We start from the raw sequence: 16,582 nt of genomic DNA on the forward strand, positions 1-16,582 counted from the left end.
GGCAGGCATGACAGACAGGAGTACAGGTGCCACGATTTTATGTTTATTGCATGGCGGGTTTGCTACTCGTCGCGCCCGCCTTCGGGGCAGCGCCGGTTCGACTACAGCTGGAAGGGCTAACCGGAGAACTGCAAAAAAACGTCAGGGCACGCCTGTCGACCATTAGCAGCGATGAAGTCACCAACGATGGCCGCTTTCGCTCACGCGTATCCGCGGCAATAAAAGAGGGGCTGCGTGCGCTCGGCTATTATGAGCCGGATATCGACTTCGTATCGCGGCCCGCGCCACCTCAGGGCGGCCGTCCGGTGTTAATCGCCCGCGTCACGCCCGGTCAGCCGGTAAAAATTGCGGGCAGTACGATTATCGTCACCGGCCAGGCTAAAAACGATGCAGACTATAAAAACTGGATCGCGCAGGGGCGCCCCAAAGTCGGAACGGTGCTAAATCACGGGCAGTACGACAAATTCAAAAGCGGCTTCACTAACCTTGCCCTCCGTAACGGCTATTTCGACGGTGAGTTTGAGAAAAGCGAGCTGGGCGTTTCCGTTGCGCGCCACGAAGCCTTTTGGGATCTCGATTACAACAGCGGCCCGCGCTATCGTTTTGGCAATGTCAGCTTTGAAGGTTCGCAGATTCGCGAAGCCTATTTGCAAAATTTAGTGCCTTTTAAAGAGGGCGATTACTACAGCTCGCGCGATCTGGCAGAGCTTAACCGCCGTCTTTCTGCGACCGGCTGGTTCCAGTCAGTCGTGGTTGCGCCTGAGTTTAAGCAGGGACGCAAAACTAAAGTCCTGCCTTTAAATGCGGTAGTCTCGCCTCGTGCTAAAAACACCATCGAAGCTGGCGTCGGTTATTCAACCGATGTCGGACCGCGCCTGAAAGGAACGTGGAGAAAGCCCTGGGTTAACGATCGCGGTCACAGCATGGTCGTCAGTGCCTATGTTTCTGCCCCCGAGCAGCAGGTCGATCTCAGTTATAAAGTCCCCTTGCTGAAAAGCCCCCTTGAGCAGTATTACACGTTCTCGGGCGGCCTGAAGCGCACCGACCTCAACGATACCAAGGCGGACACCAGTACGCTGGCGGCATCGCGTAACTGGGACAGCAGCAGCGGCTGGCAAAGAGCCCTGAATCTGCGCTGGAGCCTTGACCACTTTACACAGGGTAACGTCACCAACACCACGATGCTGCTCTATCCCGGCATCAGTCTCAACCGCACCCGTTCCCGCGGTGGCTTAATGCCCACGTGGGGCGACTCGCAGCGTTATTCCGCCGATGTATCCGATACCACCTGGGGATCGGATGTCGATTTCTTGATCCTGCAGGCGCAAAACGTCTGGATCCGCACGCTGGGCGAAAAGAACCGCTTTATCGCACGCGGCACGGTGGGATGGATTGAAACCAACGACTTTGACAGGGTGCCGCCGGACCTGCGTTTCTTTGCTGGCGGAGATCGCAGCATTCGCGGTTATAAATACAAAAACGTTTCGCCCCGTGACAGTGACGGCAAACTGACCGGGGCCTCAAAAATGGCCACCGGTTCGCTGGAATATCAATACAACGTCAGCGGCAAATGGTGGGGTGCGGTGTTTATTGACTCCGGTGAGGCCGTTAATGACATCAGTCAAAGCAATATCAAAACCGGTGCCGGTATCGGCGTGCGCTGGGCATCGCCCGTGGGGCCCATTAAGTTTGATATTGCCCGCCCTATTGGCGACAGCGAGGAGCATGGTGTGCAATTTTACGTAGGACTGGGGCCTGAATTATGACGCGCTGGAAAAAGGTCCTGATTGGCTTTTTGATTTTTTTAGTGCTGCTGTTTGCCAGTCTGGCATTTTTGATTGGCACAACGCCGGGATTACATCTGGTGCTGAAGGGCGCTTCGCGCTGGGTGCCGGGGCTATCCATCAACAAAGTGGACGGTGGCTGGCGTAACCTTACCCTCAGTGGATTGCGCTATGAGATGCCTGGCGTCAGCGTGAATGCGGGCAATATCCATCTGGCCGTTGATCTTAACTGCCTGGTGCACTCGTCGGTCTGCGTGAACGATCTGACGCTGAAAGATATCAGCGTGGTGGTTGACAGCAAAAAGATGACGCCCTCCACCGCGCCGCCGGAAGAAGAAAGCGGCAAGACAAACCTCAGCACGCCCTATCCGATCGCCCTGCGCCACGTGGGCCTGCATAATATAAACGTGAAAGTGGATGATACCGCGATTTCGCTGGTGGACTTTACCACCGGTCTGCAGTGGCAGGATCGTGCGCTGACGCTCAATCCCACCCATATTCAAAGCCTGCTGATTGCGCTGCCGAAAGCGGCGCAGGTGGCAAAAGAGCAGGTGGTGCAGCCCAAAATACAGCAGCCGAAGCCCGACGAGAAGCCGCTGGGCGAAACCTTACAAGCGATGTTTGCCAAACCGCTGTTACCTGAACTGCCCGACTTCCAGCTTCCGCTGGACATTGATGTACAGGACATTGTGGGCGAGCAGTTGCGGATCACTGGGGATACCGATATTACGGTAAGCCGTTTGCAGGTGAAGGCAAAAACCCTCGACAGGCATATGCAGTTGCAAACGCTGGCGGTGGATTCAAATCTGGGCAAGCTGAACGGCAGCGGTCAGGCGACGCTGGCCGACAACTGGCCCGTTGATTTGACGCTAAACGGTGACGTGAACGTTGATCCGGTGAAAGGCGAAAAGCTAAATCTGACGCTTAAAGGCGCGATGCGCGACGCGTTGAAACTGGCGCTAACGCTTTCAGGCCCGGTGCGCGCGCAGTTCGATGCCAGCGCCCAGCCCGCCGTCGCCGGGCTCCCGCTGGCCTTGACGCTCACCAGCCCGCAACTGCGCTGGCCGCTGACCGGTGCGGTTCAGTATCAGGCTGACAATCTCGACTATCAGTTCAAAGGTAAAGCGACCGACTATGTCATGTCGTTGCGGACGGCTGTGAAAGGCGAATCGGTGCCGCCTGCCACGATTGCGCTGGACGGCAAGGGCAATATTGAGCAGTTCAGCCTGGACAAGCTGCGTGTGGCGGCGCTGCAGGGCAATATTGACCTGACGGCGCTGGTGGACTGGAGTAAAGCCATTAGCTGGCGCAGTGAACTGACGCTGGCGGGCATTAATACCGCCCGTCAGTATCCCGACTGGCCCGCCAAACTTGACGGGAAAATTACCACGCGCGGCAGCCTGTATGGCGGCAGCTGGCAGGTCAGCGTGCCGCAGCTGATGCTGAAGGGCAACGTCAAACAGAATGCAGTCAGTGCCGGTGGCACATTACGGGGAAACAGCTATAACCAGTGGGATATCCCGGGCATCAGGATTGCCCTGGGTCGAAATCATCTGGATGTAAAAGGCAGTCTGGGCGACACGCTGAACCTGGATGCCAACGTGGATGCGCCCCATCTTGATAATGCACTGCCGGGCCTGGGCGGCGTGGTGAAAGGGGATATCAAAGCACGCGGTACGCTAAAAGCGCCACAGTTGCTGGCCGATCTTACCGCCACGGGGTTACGCTGGCAGCAACTGCTTGTCCGCCGCGTCACCCTGAAAAGCGACGTGCGCTCCAGCGACCAAATCGCCGGTAAACTTCAATTGCGGGTTGAACAGCTAAAACAGGATGCACTCAACATCAGCCTGCTGACGCTCAATGCCGAGGGTGATGAAAAGCAGCACCAGCTCAAACTCAACGTACAGGGCGAGCCGGTATCAGGACAGCTTGCGCTCAACGGCAGCTTTGACCGTCAGACTGAGACGTGGAAAGGCAGTCTTAATAACACGCGTTTTGACACGCCGGTGGGAGAATGGCGACTGACGCGTGCGATGACCATTGACTATTTTAACCAGAAACAGAGCGCGACGATCGGCCCCCACTGCTGGCAAAACCCCAATGCACAGCTTTGTGTCCCAGAGCCCATTGAAGCCGGCCCCAGTGGTCATGCTCACGTGGTGTTAAACCGCTTCGATCTGGCAATGTTGAAACCCTTTCTGACCGATCAAACACAGCTGAGCGGTGTGTTCAGCGGCGATGCCCGCGTCAACTGGACGGCGGACGGTAAACTGCCTGTCGGCACGCTGGCGCTGAAGAGTAACAACGTGAAAGTCGCGCAGGACGTGCAGGGCAATACGCTGCCCATCGCCTTTAACACGATTAACGTTAATGCGGCACTGCGGGACGGACGGGCTCAGCTCGACTGGCTGATTCGCATCGTGAATAACGGTCAGCTGGACGGCAATGTGCAGATTACCGATCCGCAGCAGCGCCGTGCGCTGGGCGGCAACGTGAATATCCGCAATATCTCCCTGGCGATGATCAACCCGGCGTTGATGCAGGGCGAAAGTATTAAAGGCAATCTGAACAGTAATCTGCGTTTGGGAGGAACGGCACAGCAGCCGCAGATTTTTGGTCAACTCGGCCTCAAAGATGTGAACGTAAAAGGCAACTTCATGCCGGTGGATCTGACCAGTGCCAGCCTGAATATGGTGTTTAACGGCATGAGTTCGACGCTGAATGGCCTGCTCCAGACCGCACAGGGCAACATTAACCTGAGTGGTGATGCGGACTGGAGTCAGTTGGATAACTGGCGTGCGCGCGTTGCCGCCAAAGGCAGTCGGGTTCGCGTCACCGTGCCGCCCATGGTGCGCATGGACGTTTCCCCGGATGTGGTCTTTGAGGCTACGCCAGCCGCCTTTAACCTTGACGGCCGGGTTGATATCCCATGGGCGCGCATTACGGTACAAGAGGTACCAGAGAGCGCCGTGGGCGTCTCCTCTGACGAGGTGATGCTGGATAAGAACCTTAAACCGATTGAGCCTAAAACTGCCTCAATACCGATTAACAGTAACCTGACCATTCACGTCGGAAACGACGTACGTCTCTCGGCCTTTGGGCTAAAAGCCCGGCTGAATGGCGATCTGAAAATGGTGCAGGATAAATCCGGACTGGGGCTGAACGGACAGATCAACATCCCATCCGGCCGTTTCCATGCCTATGGTCAGGACTTGATCGTACGTAAAGGTGAGCTGCAGTTTGCAGGCCCGCCAGACCAGCCTTATCTCAACCTGGAGGCGATTCGTAATCCGGATGCAACAGAGGATGGCGTAACGGCAGGATTGCGCGTCACGGGGCTGGCAGACGAGCCAAAAGTAGAAGTGTTCTCCGATCCGGCGATGTCACAGCAGGAAGCCCTTTCATACCTGTTACGGGGGCAGGGGCTGAAAAGCGACGGTGACGGTAACGCACTAACTTCGGCGTTAGTCGGCTTAGGGGTTGCACAAAGTGGGCAGGTTGTGGGTAAAATCGGCGAGACGTTCGGTGTAAGTAACCTTGCTCTCGACACCACCGGCGTTGGCGACAGTCAACAGGTGCAGGTCAGCGGCTATGTACTGCCGGGTCTACAAGTAAAATACGGAGTGGGCATTTTTGATTCACTGGCAACGTTAACCTTGCGTTACCGCCTGATGCCCAAACTCTATTTGGAAGCCGTATCCGGTGTGGATCAGGCTCTTGATTTGCTTTATCAGTTTGAGTTTTAGCAATGCGAATAATTGTCTATGGCAGTTTACGGCGCAAACAGGGAAACAGTCACTGGATGACACACGCGCAATGGTTGGGTGACCATCAGATTGAGGGCTATGAGCTTTACAGTCTGGGTCACTATCCCGGCGTGATTACTGGCGAAGGAACGGTATATTGCGAAGTCTACCGTATTGATGCCTCCATCCTCGCCGAGTTAGATGCGCTTCGCACCAAAGGCGGAGAATACAAACGTTTTCTGATCCAGACACCGTTTGGGAGCGCGTGGCTTTATGTTTATCAACGTTCAGTTTCAGGACGTCAGCGTATTATGAGCGGCGACTGGCTGAAACGTGAAGAGGAGCAGGAAAGCGAATAAAACATTGCCCAATGGAACCTGTCGCGAGTGCGTCCGTTGGGCGATTTATCAGCGAATTAAAAAACCGGAAATGAAAAACATTTCCGGTTTTTTATGGGCCTTATTCAGCCTGTCCGCCTTCAATCGTTAAAAGATAGCCGTAAGTTGACCGGCTTATTTTCTTAAGACGACGTTCCTAAAAGATAACGAAAACAGACATACCACTGCCTGGCCGGGCAGCATGAAGACGTAACATCGCTCGCTACAAGATGTTTTTCATCTACTCCCCGGTAAGGGATGCAGGCTCTGGCAGGGACGTTACCACAGTGCGCCAGCAATGAATCCAGGGAAGAAGCAAAGGAAGTGACGTGTCGAAACAGGAGGGCTGTTAATAATGAATATGGCGGAAAGAACGCTGGGGAAGGTATTCCCCAGCAGTAGATCATATTACTTCTTCGCCGCACGCTCGAAAGAAGAGAGGATCTCAGCTTTCGCTGCTTCGGCGTTATCCCAGCCGTCAACCTTAACCCATTTGCCTTTTTCCAGATCTTTGTAATGCTCAAAGAAATGGGTGATCTGCGCACGCAGCAGCTCTGGCAGGTCGTTCACATCTTTAATGTGATCGTATTCTTTGGTGAGCTTGGTGTGCGGAACGGCAACCAGCTTGGCATCTTCACCTGACTCGTCGGTCATTTTTAATACGCCAACCGGGCGGCAACGGATCACTGAGCCTGGCTCCAGTGGGTACTGGGTAGGGACCAGCACGTCTACCGGATCACCATCCAGTGACAGGGTATGGTTGATGTAACCATAGTTGCACGGATAGAACATCGCAGTGGACATGAAGCGATCCACAAACAGGGCTCCAGAATCTTTATCAACTTCATATTTGATCGGATCGGCATTGGCCGGGATCTCAATAATGACGTAGATATCTTCTGGCAGGTCTTTACCTGCTGGCACCTGGTTCAAACTCATCGGGTATTCCTTCAGTAGTCGTATGTTGAGTGTTGGCTATTATAGCCAACTGACTGTGAAAGTACGCCCCCTTTTTGGCGTTTCAGAATGCTCCTCAACGCTATTTGGCCGTGATAAACAAGGAAACAATGCCCGCAGCAATCAATGGCCCTACCGGGACGCCGCGAAAAAACGCCACGCCGATCACTGTCCCTATTAACAATCCGCCAATGACAGAAGGCTGAACGCTCATAAAACTCACGCCGCGGCCGCCCAGCCAGGCCACAAAAATCCCCACCAGAATCGCGACGATCGACTGCCAACTGGCAAAGGACTTGGTTAGGGAGGAGGCGGGCAACGAACCGCTGGCGAGCGGGGCCATGACCGCCACCGTCAGGATAATGATGCCCAACGTAATGCCCTGTTTTTCCACGTAAGGGAAGAACTGCGCCAACGGCGTCAGTTTGATGGCCAGCAGAATCAATATAGAAAGGGTTACGGCGGTGTTGTGGACAAAATAGCTCAGTATGGCAAGGCCGATTAATATCAGCGTAGAAGCATAAGCAGCCATGTTTTTTTCCCTGCAGGTAAAAGACAACATTGGCAAAAAGCCAACAACGGACTGACATTAATCAACAATCGTCGGGGTTAGCGCAACTGCCATTGGCCAAAGATTGCAGCTGTAACGTTTGATTGCGTACCAGAGCGGTGCTCTGCGCCGCCAGCGCAACGGGACCCAGGGTGCCCTGCGTATTCAGTTGGCTGCGGCTCGCCGCTAACCAGGCCTCACGGTATTTCATCCATGCGCGCTGTGCGGCACGCAGTTTTTCTCTGGGCTGTCCGCTTAATTTTTTCATCAATGCACTGTACTGCGTATTCATTTCTTTATCCCATTTCTGGGTCGCCGCATCCTGGCATTGCATCAGGGCCAGCGTGGTATCCGCTTGATTAAGACATTGATTTAAAGTGATATCAATATTGGACTGATCCGCCACTGCGGCCTTACAGCTCAAGAGTACGAACAGCACTAACCCTTTTTTCATGGATTTTCTCCTTAATTTCTTTAACAAAATACCTTCAGTTTCTTTAACAGGTTAGCGGGAACGAACAGGTTAATCATCCACGGGCGTTAAAGTTTACGAATCGCAGTGCCGATACTTTCTCCGTTTAAGGGTTGTCGAAATTTTTTCGCCTTACTACTCATACGGAAACGATCAAGATGAAACAGTTATCACTACGCACGGGGTTGCTGGCGTTGCTGGCATTCATGACACTGCTGTTGCTGGCGGTGAGTGTGATGGGCATTGTGGCAATTAATAAGGGCAACCGCTCGTTGGATGTGATTAACCGCATTCAGGGGATTGAGTTAAACAGTCTTTATCGCAGTAATGCCGATTTAATGCGTGCACGCGCCAGTGCTGCGCTTGCCGTTCGTAAGATTGAGATTGGTTTACTGGATGAGGGCGCACAGGTCACGAAAACGGCGCAGGCCGATGTCGAGTCATCACAGCGGAATTTAAAACGTTTTGTGGATGCGGGTACCGTGACGGCGGAAGGCAAAATCATGGCTGATGCCATTGCATCAAGCTACAAGGATTACCTTGATCAGGGCATCCTGCCGATGATGAAGGCGCTCGACAAGCAGTATAACGACGAATACTACCAACTGCTGGAAGGTAAACTGGAGCCTTTATCGGCGAAGTACACCAAAGCGGTGGAAACCTTCGGGACTAAAGCCGACGAAATTACCCAGGCACAATTAGTGGAAGCTCAGCGCAATGAAATCATGATGAAAGTCCTGATTGCCGTAGCTGTCGGGCTCTCCTTGCTGCTGCTGGTACTGGCCTGGGTGCTGTTGCGCCGCATGTTACTGACACCGTTGAACACCGCAATCATCCACCTTGAGCAGGTGGCGGCTGGCGATTTGTCTCAACCGTTGCCGCTGGCGGGTAACAACGAACTGGGCCGTCTCAATAATGCGCTGGCAGGCATGCAGCAGGCTTTGCGTGACTCAGTGAACAAAGTACGTGAAGCAGGACTGAAGATTGACAATGGCAGCCGCGAATTGGCGGCGGGCAACGCTCACCTGTCTCAACGTACCGAAGAGTCCGCGGCATCGCTGGAACAAACGGCGGCCAGTATGGAGCAGCTAACCGCGACCGTTCGTCTGAACGCCAGTAATGCGCAACAGGCTCACCAGTTGGCAAATGCCGTATCCGACAGCGCCGATCGCGGCGCGGAAGTGGTGAACTATGTGATGGAAAAAATGCGTGAGATCACCGACAGCGCCAATCGCATCGGCGATATTCTGAGCGTGATTGATGGCATCGCCTTCCAGACCAACATCCTGGCGCTAAACGCCGCGGTCGAAGCGGCACGTGCGGGTGAGCAGGGACGCGGTTTTGCTGTTGTCGCCAATGAGGTGCGTACCCTTGCGCAGCGCAGTGCCAGCGCGGCGAAAGAGATTCGCACGCTGATTAGCGATTCACAAACGCGGGTCAAAGAGGGCAGTGAAATGGCGACGCGCGCAGGCGAAACCATGGATGACATTGCAGGTGAGGTGATGCGTGTGACGGCGCTGATGAAAGAGATTTCGATGGCGTCAGAAGAGCAAAGTCGTGGCATCGATCAGGTTAATCACGCGGTGACGCAGATGGATGAAGCGGCACAGCAGAACGCAGCGCTGGTGGAGCAGGCCACCGCCGCCACGCATTCGCTGGAGGCGCAGTCAGAGCAGTTGCAGGCTGCCATGGCACTGTTCCGGCTTCAGCAGGCGTAAGTTATAAAAAAGGGCGCGATTATCGCGCCCTGATTGTTAGCCCTGACGGCACTCGGGGAACTCAGCCAGGAAGCGTTCCACGTCATCCACCATCGCGGTATTGCCGCAATAGAACGGGCAACGCTGATGCAGGGTCACCGGTGGAATATCCAGGATACGGTTTTGCCCGTCGCTGGCTTTACCGCCCGCCTGCTCGGCCAGGAAGGCCATCGGGTTGCACTCATACAGCAGGCGCAGTTTGCCTTTCGGATGGCTGGCGGTGCTAGGGTAAAGATAGATGCCGCCCTTCAGCAGGTTACGATGGAAGTCCGCAACCAGTGAACCGATGTAGCGTGAGGTATAAGGACGGTGCGTCGCCACATCCTCTTCCTGACAGAATTTCAGGTATTTTTTCACGCCCTGTGGGAAACGAATGTAGTTACCTTCGTTGATGGAATAGGTGTAACCCACGTCCGGATAGGTCATGCGTTCATGGCTGAGGCAGAACACGCCCAGAGACGGATCGTAGGTAAAGGCGTGAACACCACAACCGGTGGTATAAACCATCATGGTCGAAGAGCCATAAACAACATAACCGGCGGCAACCTGTTTGTTGCCAGGCTGCATGAAGTCCGCTTCAACGACCGGCGTACCCGGCTCGCTGACACGACGATAGATGGAGAAAATGGTGCCGACAGAGACGTTAACGTCGATGTTCGATGATCCATCCAGCGGGTCCATCAATACCACGTATTTGCCGTTTTCCTCGCCTTCAAAGATGACAAACTCGTCTTCTTCTTCAGAGGCAATACCGGCAACGATACCGCGCGCTTTCAGTGCGGCTTTGAGTTTTTCGTTGGCGAACAGATCCAGTTTCATCTGCTGTTCACCCTGAACATTCTCGACGCCGCTGGCCCCCAGGATATCCACTAAACCGGCTTTGTTAATATCGCGGTGGATAATTTTAGCGCCCAGCTTAATCGCTGAGATAAGCGCTGTCAGTTCACCTGTAGCGTGCGGAAAGTCGTGTTGCTTCTCGACGATAAATTCGCCCAACGTTTTCATAACACATTCCCTGAATCATCGATGGAGTGGCAGCGGCATACTTAACTGCCGACGGATGCGTACGCAGTTTAGCCGATTGAACTTCAAAAACCATAGTCCTAATCCGTTTCTTCCGCTCGCAAGCGAGGTTACACTGTGCGCCGAACTTTTGAGTTATGGACGTTTTTATGCGCATTCACATCCTCGGGATATGTGGCACGTTTATGGGCGGACTGGCTATGCTGGCCCGCTCCCTTGGTCATCAGGTGACAGGCTCTGACGCCAATGTCTATCCACCGATGAGCACGTTGCTTGAGCAGCAAGGCATTGAATTAACAGAGGGTTATGACGCAAGTCAGCTTGACCCTGCACCAGACCTGGTTATCATCGGTAACGCCATGACGCGCGGAAACCCTTGTGTGGAAGCGGTACTGGAACGCAACATTCCCTACCTCTCAGGCCCACAATGGCTGCATGATTTCGTGCTGCGCGATCGCTGGGTGCTGGCCGTGGCCGGCACGCACGGTAAAACCACGACGGCAGGCATGGCAGCGTGGATTCTGGAAGCCTGTGGGCTGGAACCCGGCTTTATTATTGGCGGTGTACCCGGTAACTTCGATGTTTCTGCAAAATTAGGAAAAAGCCCATTCTTTGTCATTGAGGCTGATGAATACGACTGCGCGTTTTTCGACAAGCGCTCGAAATTCGTCCATTACTGCCCACGTACGCTGATTCTGAATAATCTTGAATTCGATCATGCCGATATTTTTGACGATCTGCGGGCCATCCAGAAACAGTTCCATCATCTGGTACGCATTGTGCCGGGTCAGGGCAAGATCATACTGCCCGAGCACGATCATAACCTGAAGCAGGTGATGGCAATGGGCTGCTGGAGCGAACAGGAGCATGTGGGCGACGGCGGTCACTGGCAGGCGAAAAAACTGACGCCAGATGCGTCACGTTGGGAGGTCCTGCTCGACGGCGAAAAAGTCGGCGAGGTGAACTGGGCGCTAGTGGGCGAACACAACATGCACAATGGTTTAATGGCCATTGCGGCAGCCCGTCATGTCGGCGTGAAACCTGAGGATGCCAGCCAGGCACTGGACAGCTTTATCAATGCCCGTCGCCGTCTGGAACTGCGTGGCGAGGTCAACGGCATCAAGATCTATGATGATTTTGCCCATCATCCGACCGCGATTCTTGCCACGCTGAGCGCGCTGCGCAGCAAAGTGGGCGGGACGGCGCGTATCCTGGCCGTGCTCGAACCGCGCTCAAACACCATGAAAATGGGCGTGAATAAAAATGAGCTCGCCCCGTCACTGGCGCGTGCCGACGAAGTGTTTCTGTTCCAGCCGAGCCATATTCCCTGGCAGGTTGCGGACGTCGCAGAAGCCTGCATGCAGCCCGCTCACTGCAGCGCGGATATTGATACGCTGGTCGCGACGATCGTGAAAACGGCCCAGCCGGGCGATTCCATCCTGGTCATGAGTAACGGGGGCTTTGGTGGGATTCATCAGAAGCTGCTGGATCGTCTGGCGCGCTAATCACTCGCGGACCCGTTCCTCTCTCCGACGGGAGAAGAAAACTCTGCGGCTGGGCGCTGCTCAGCCGCAAATCAGCGGAAAGGTCAGGCGGTTTCGGCTAACTCACGCAGATACTGAAAAATCTGACGGGCAGATTTCGGCGGTTTATTACCGGCTTTTTCCTTCTGCGCATTACGGATCATGCTACGCAGCTGCTGGCGATCCGCCTGCGGATAAAGGGCGATCACGTCCGCCATCGCCTCATCGCCCTCATCAATCAGACGATCGCGCAGCATTTCCAGTTTGTGGAACAGGGCGACCTGCTGGTTATGACGGTTCTTGAGTTTGTCGAGTGCGATGCGGATCGGCTCAACATCCATACTGCGCAACAGCTTACCGATAAGCTGTAACTGACGGCGGCGACCTTCTTTCTTGATGCGCTGTGCCAGTTCAATCTCGGTACGTAAACGCTCGTCCAGCGGGATTTTATCCAGCGAGTTTTTACCCAGATCGACCAGCTCGGCACCCAGGCGTTTCAGCTCTTCAGCATCGCGTTTTATTTCGCTCTTACTAACCCAAATAATCTCTTCATCTTCTTCTTCGTGATTATCGGGCACATCGTCGAGCCACTCTTCAGGCTGCTTAGTCATATCGGGCTCCAAAAAAAAGAGGCTAATCCTACCAGTTTATCGGGTGACTGCGAAATTGTTCTCTGACTCTGATAGACTCAAATTATTCAACCATAAGATTAGACGGCAGGTCGATGAACGTATCAACTCAAGTTGCAGAACAGCGAAAAGCACTGGAACAGGCAATTGCACAGGCGCTTGAACTGGCAAAAGCAAGTACGGATGGCGCGGAAGTCGCGGTGAGTAAGACGACCGGTATTGGTGTGAGTACCCGCTACGGCGAGGTAGAAAACGTTGAGTTTAACAGCGACGGTGCACTGGGTATTACTGTTTATCATCAAAACCGGAAAGGCAGTGCTTCATCGACCGATCTCAGCCCGGACGCGATCAAACGGACTGTGCAGGCGGCGATCGATATTGCACGCTATACGTCACCCGATCCTTTTGCCGGACCGGCGGATGCCGAATTACTGGCTTATGAGGCTCCGGATCTCGATCTTTACCATCCGTGGGAGATCGATGCCGATCACGCCATCAAACTGGCAGCCCAGGCAGAACAGGCGGCGCTGCAGGCGGACAAACGCATCACCAACACCGAAGGCGGCAGCTTTAACAGCCACATCGGGATTAAAGTTTTCGGTAACAGCCACGGCATGTTACAGAGCTACTGCTCCAGCCGCCATTCGCTTTCCAGCTGCGTGATTGCTGAGCAGGACGGCAACATGGAGCGTGACTATGCTTACACCATCGGCCGGGCAATCGACGATTTAAAAAGCCCTGACTGGGTCGGCGCAGAATGCGCGCGCCGCACGCTGTCGCGCCTTGCGCCACGCAAGCTCGACACCATGAAAGCGCCCGTGATCTTTGCCCCTGAAGTGGCAACGGGTCTGTTCGGTCACCTGGTGGGCGCCATCAGCGGCAGCAGCGTGTATCGGAAATCCACCTTCTTGCTGGATGCCATGGGCAAACAGATTCTGCCTGAGTGGCTGACCATTCAGGAGCAGCCACACCTGTTGAAAGGTTTAGCCTCAACGCCGTTTGACAGCGAAGGCGTTCGCACCCAGGCTCGCGACATTATTAAAGATGGCGTGCTGCAAACCTGGTTGATGACCAGCTATTCGGCGCGCAAGCTGGGCCTGACCAGCACCGGCCACGCGGGCGGCATCCATAACTGGCGCATCGCCGGTCAGGGACACAGTTTCAACGACATGCTGAAGCAGATGGGCACCGGCCTGGTGGTAACAGAACTTATGGGACAGGGCGTCAGTGCGATCACGGGCGACTATTCACGTGGCGCAGCCGGTTTCTGGGTAGAAAACGGTGAAATCCAGTATCCGGTAAGCGAAATTACTATCGCCGGTAACCTGGGCGACATGTGGCGGAACATTGTCACCGTGGGCGATGACATTGAAACCCGGAGCAATATTCAGTGCGGTTCGGTCTTACTCCCCGAAATGTATATTGCCGGACAGTAAAATCTCTTTTAAGTTATTTATGCGATAGCAAGCGGAGGGCATCGACCCTCCGTTTTTTTATAAAAAGCATTCCCACAATAAAAAGGAAGCTGAGCATGCGTAAAGAGCTTATGTCGTTGTTAGCTGTAGCTGTGTTATCTGTGAGCGTAACCGCCGGTGCTGCCTCTCTTGAGCACGATATGAAAGATATGGCGGGTATCTATAAGTCACTGGACGGGGCGAAAAGTGCCGACCAGTTGCACAAGATGTTAGGTGATTTGCGTGCTAAAGCCGAAGATGCAAAAAAAGGCACGCCGGACAAGCTGGAAGGCAAAGCCCCGGACAGCCCGGAAATGAAAGACTTTCACAAAGGTATGGATGACCTGATCGCCCAGATCGATAAAGCGGATGCGCTGGCGAAGCAGGGTAAACTGGATGAAGCCAAAGCAGAAGCGCAAAAGCTGGCGGCTATCCGTAACGAAAACCATAAGAAGTTCCGCTAATTTTACCGATAACCCCGGCCTGCCGGGGTTAATTCCTTAGCGCTCTTCATCGCCGCCTGGCGTCGCCTGAATCATTTCCACCTGATGCGCTTTAAGTACGTTCTGCAACGCCGCTGCCGGCAAGCGATCGGTGAACAGGGCGGTCGCCTGCGTAACGCTGCCCATTTCTACCGCTGCCGATGCCTGAAACTTGGTGTGGTCTGCCGCTAACAAAATATGACGTGCATGCGCCATCATGGTTTGCGCCACGGCGGCCTCGTTAACATCAAACTCCAGTAACGCACCATCACTCTCAATGGCGCCCATGCTGGTAACCAAATAATCTGCCCGAAAACCGGCCACAAACGTGGAAGTGACCGGGCCAATAATGCCACCGTTATGGGGACGCAGCGTGCCGCCGGGCATCATCACTTCAAACTGTGGGCATTTGTACAGAATGTGAGCGACACGAAGGCTGTTGGTGATAACGCGCAAATGTTTATGGTTTACCAGCGCCCGTGCGACGTGTTCAACCGTAGTGCCAATCGTGATAAATACCGTTGATCCATCGGGAATATAGTCCGCAATGGCTTCCGCTATCGCCTTTTTTTCTTCGGTCTGTGAGACTTCGCGCTGTTCAAAAGCGGTATTCACTACGCTGGATGCACGGCCCGCACCACCGTGATGACGCGTGATTAATCCCTGATCGCTGAGTTTACGAATATCGCGCCTGACCGTTTGTGTGGAAACGTCGAGCAGCAAGGCGAGTTCATCAATATTCATGTAGCCACGTTCAGCGATCAGCCTGAGCAAACGATCGTGGCGAGGATTACCGGTAACGTCCGTGAGGATCATGGATTGTTCTCTGAATACCACCATGGCACACAGTTTATACATTTACCGACATAAAAGAACAGGTTTGATCATAATCAGGTATCCCGTCCCGCCCGCCCGGTCGCGTACATTTCAGCGCCGCAACCGCACTGGCAAAGCGCACGGCCTCTGTAACCGAGCCCTTCTGCGCCAGCCTCACGGCCAGCGCCCCATGGAAGACATCGCCCGCGCCGGTGGTATCGACGACCTGCACCTCAAAGGCGGGCTGATGCTGTAGCGTGCCGGCGTCCAGCCAGACGCAGCCCTGAGCACCCTGTGTCACATAGACATGACCCTTTGTGAGCATCTGTGCTTTTTTTAACGCCGCCGTTTCTCCCTCCAGCCCGGTTAAGCGCTGTAAACCCGGCGCTGAAAATGCCGCATGATCGCTTAACGCCACCAGCTCACCAATGTCCTGCGGGGTCACATCCCCATCCAGAATGGTGGGAACGCCTTGTTGGCGGGCCAGGCTAAACGCACGCTTTGCCCCCTGATGCCAGCGGACGTCGGCCAGCACCGCATCCCACTGTGAGAAGTCGATCTCTGTTAACCAGTCTGCGCATTCTGCTAAGTCCGGGCTAGGGTAGTTGGCAATCATCCGTTCCCCCTCGGCATCCACCAGAATCGCGGATTGTGAAGAGCGGGCGGCCTCGAAAACCTTGGTATATCGGGTCTTTACGCCGTATTCATTTAACTCAGACAGCAGTCTCTTCCCTGTGTCATCGTCACCGACCCGACCAATAAAATCCACCTCTGCACCCAGTTTAGCTGCGGCAACGGCCGCTGTAGCAGCCGGACCACCGCCGACTTCCCGATAGTTGTTTGCCACATATTTTCCGCTCTGAGACGGCAAGGTATCCAGATACCAAATGCGATCTAATACGGTGATCCCTACACAAGCAATACGCGTCATAACGCTTCCTCTCATTTTATTGGTGTTGTCATTTTAATTTCATCAAATGTTTTAAAAGTGACATCTGTCAATTTTTTGACC

The 16,582-nt window shown here is 54.3% G+C and carries 14 protein-coding genes; 7 read left to right on the top strand and 7 right to left on the bottom strand.

From position 1 onward, the window contains the following. The first annotated feature begins 50 nt into the window (after window positions 1–50). The 3 genes from GKC68_RS03220 to GKC68_RS03230 are packed head-to-tail and all read left to right on the top strand — an operon-like array spanning window position 51 to window position 5,889. Window positions 51–1,766 (top strand): autotransporter assembly complex family protein, encoded by a 1,716-nt coding sequence (locus GKC68_RS03220; protein WP_342656871.1) that lies wholly within the window; start codon window positions 51–53, stop codon window positions 1,764–1,766. Further along, window positions 1,763–5,530 carry a translocation/assembly module TamB domain-containing protein gene (locus GKC68_RS03225; RefSeq protein WP_342656573.1) on the top strand — a complete coding sequence of 1,256 codons (3,768 nt, stop codon included), beginning with the start codon at window positions 1,763–1,765 and terminating at the stop codon, window positions 5,528–5,530. The genes GKC68_RS03220 and GKC68_RS03225 overlap by 4 nt, the downstream gene beginning before the upstream one ends. Window positions 5,531–5,532: 2 nt before the next feature. Further along, complete coding sequence (locus GKC68_RS03230; protein ID WP_028721927.1) at window positions 5,533–5,889, top strand: gamma-glutamylcyclotransferase; 357 nt, start codon at window positions 5,533–5,535, stop codon at window positions 5,887–5,889. Window positions 5,890–6,315: 426 nt separating this feature from the next. Here GKC68_RS03230 and ppa read toward each other — a convergent pair whose 3' ends face one another. The 3 genes from ppa to GKC68_RS03245 form a co-directional block, all read right to left on the bottom strand. Next, on the bottom strand, window positions 6,316–6,846 hold the full coding sequence (gene ppa / locus GKC68_RS03235; RefSeq protein WP_028721928.1) for an inorganic diphosphatase: 531 nt from the start codon (window positions 6,844–6,846) through the stop codon (window positions 6,316–6,318). A gap of 100 nt (window positions 6,847–6,946) precedes the next feature. Further along, window positions 6,947–7,396, bottom strand: a complete 450-nt coding sequence (locus GKC68_RS03240) for a DUF441 domain-containing protein (protein ID WP_064366578.1) — start codon at window positions 7,394–7,396, stop codon at window positions 6,947–6,949. Between the two features lie 61 nt (window positions 7,397–7,457). Continuing rightward, window positions 7,458–7,868: a lysozyme inhibitor LprI family protein gene (locus GKC68_RS03245; RefSeq protein ID WP_058706249.1), complete on the bottom strand. Its 411-nt coding sequence runs from the start codon at window positions 7,866–7,868 to the stop codon at window positions 7,458–7,460. A 176-nt stretch (window positions 7,869–8,044) separates the two neighbouring features. On the opposite strand from GKC68_RS03245, the gene GKC68_RS03250 reads away from it, so the two are divergent. After that, window positions 8,045–9,604, top strand: coding sequence for a methyl-accepting chemotaxis protein (locus GKC68_RS03250; RefSeq protein ID WP_028721931.1), 1,560 nt, complete (start codon window positions 8,045–8,047; stop codon window positions 9,602–9,604). Window positions 9,605–9,640: 36 nt separating this feature from the next. On the opposite strand, the gene fbp is transcribed toward GKC68_RS03250, so the two are convergent. Then, window positions 9,641–10,648: a class 1 fructose-bisphosphatase gene (fbp, locus tag GKC68_RS03255; RefSeq protein WP_028721932.1), complete on the bottom strand. Its 1,008-nt coding sequence runs from the start codon at window positions 10,646–10,648 to the stop codon at window positions 9,641–9,643. 167 nt (window positions 10,649–10,815) lie between these two features. Here fbp and mpl point away from each other — a divergent pair, with 167 nt between their 5' ends. Next, window positions 10,816–12,171, top strand: coding sequence for a UDP-N-acetylmuramate:L-alanyl-gamma-D-glutamyl-meso-diaminopimelate ligase (gene mpl / locus GKC68_RS03260; RefSeq protein ID WP_028721933.1), 1,356 nt, complete (start codon window positions 10,816–10,818; stop codon window positions 12,169–12,171). Window positions 12,172–12,254: 83 nt separating this feature from the next. Here mpl and yjgA read toward each other — a convergent pair whose 3' ends face one another. Next, a complete protein-coding gene (gene yjgA, locus GKC68_RS03265; RefSeq protein WP_028721934.1) occupies window positions 12,255–12,800 on the bottom strand; it encodes a ribosome biogenesis factor YjgA in 546 nt (181 codons plus the stop codon). A 113-nt stretch (window positions 12,801–12,913) separates the two neighbouring features. Here yjgA and pmbA point away from each other — a divergent pair, with 113 nt between their 5' ends. Both pmbA and cybC read left to right on the top strand, forming a co-directional pair. Beyond that, window positions 12,914–14,254 carry a metalloprotease PmbA gene (pmbA, locus tag GKC68_RS03270; RefSeq protein WP_028721935.1) on the top strand — a complete coding sequence of 447 codons (1,341 nt, stop codon included), beginning with the start codon at window positions 12,914–12,916 and terminating at the stop codon, window positions 14,252–14,254. Window positions 14,255–14,349: 95 nt separating this feature from the next. Then, window positions 14,350–14,736, top strand: a complete 387-nt coding sequence (gene cybC, locus GKC68_RS03275; RefSeq protein WP_028721936.1) for a cytochrome b562 — start codon at window positions 14,350–14,352, stop codon at window positions 14,734–14,736. Window positions 14,737–14,772: 36 nt separating this feature from the next. Here cybC and GKC68_RS03280 read toward each other — a convergent pair whose 3' ends face one another. After that, window positions 14,773–15,570, bottom strand: coding sequence for a DeoR/GlpR family DNA-binding transcription regulator (locus GKC68_RS03280; protein ID WP_110996761.1), 798 nt, complete (start codon window positions 15,568–15,570; stop codon window positions 14,773–14,775). 34 nt (window positions 15,571–15,604) lie between these two features. Then, window positions 15,605–16,501, bottom strand: a complete 897-nt coding sequence (locus GKC68_RS03285) for a sugar kinase (RefSeq protein WP_028721938.1) — start codon at window positions 16,499–16,501, stop codon at window positions 15,605–15,607. Window positions 16,502–16,582: the final 81 nt, after the last annotated feature.

The organism is Pantoea sp. RSPAM1 (assembly GCF_038816185.1).
Classification (GTDB): Bacteria; Pseudomonadota; Gammaproteobacteria; order Enterobacterales; family Enterobacteriaceae; genus Pantoea; species Pantoea ananatis.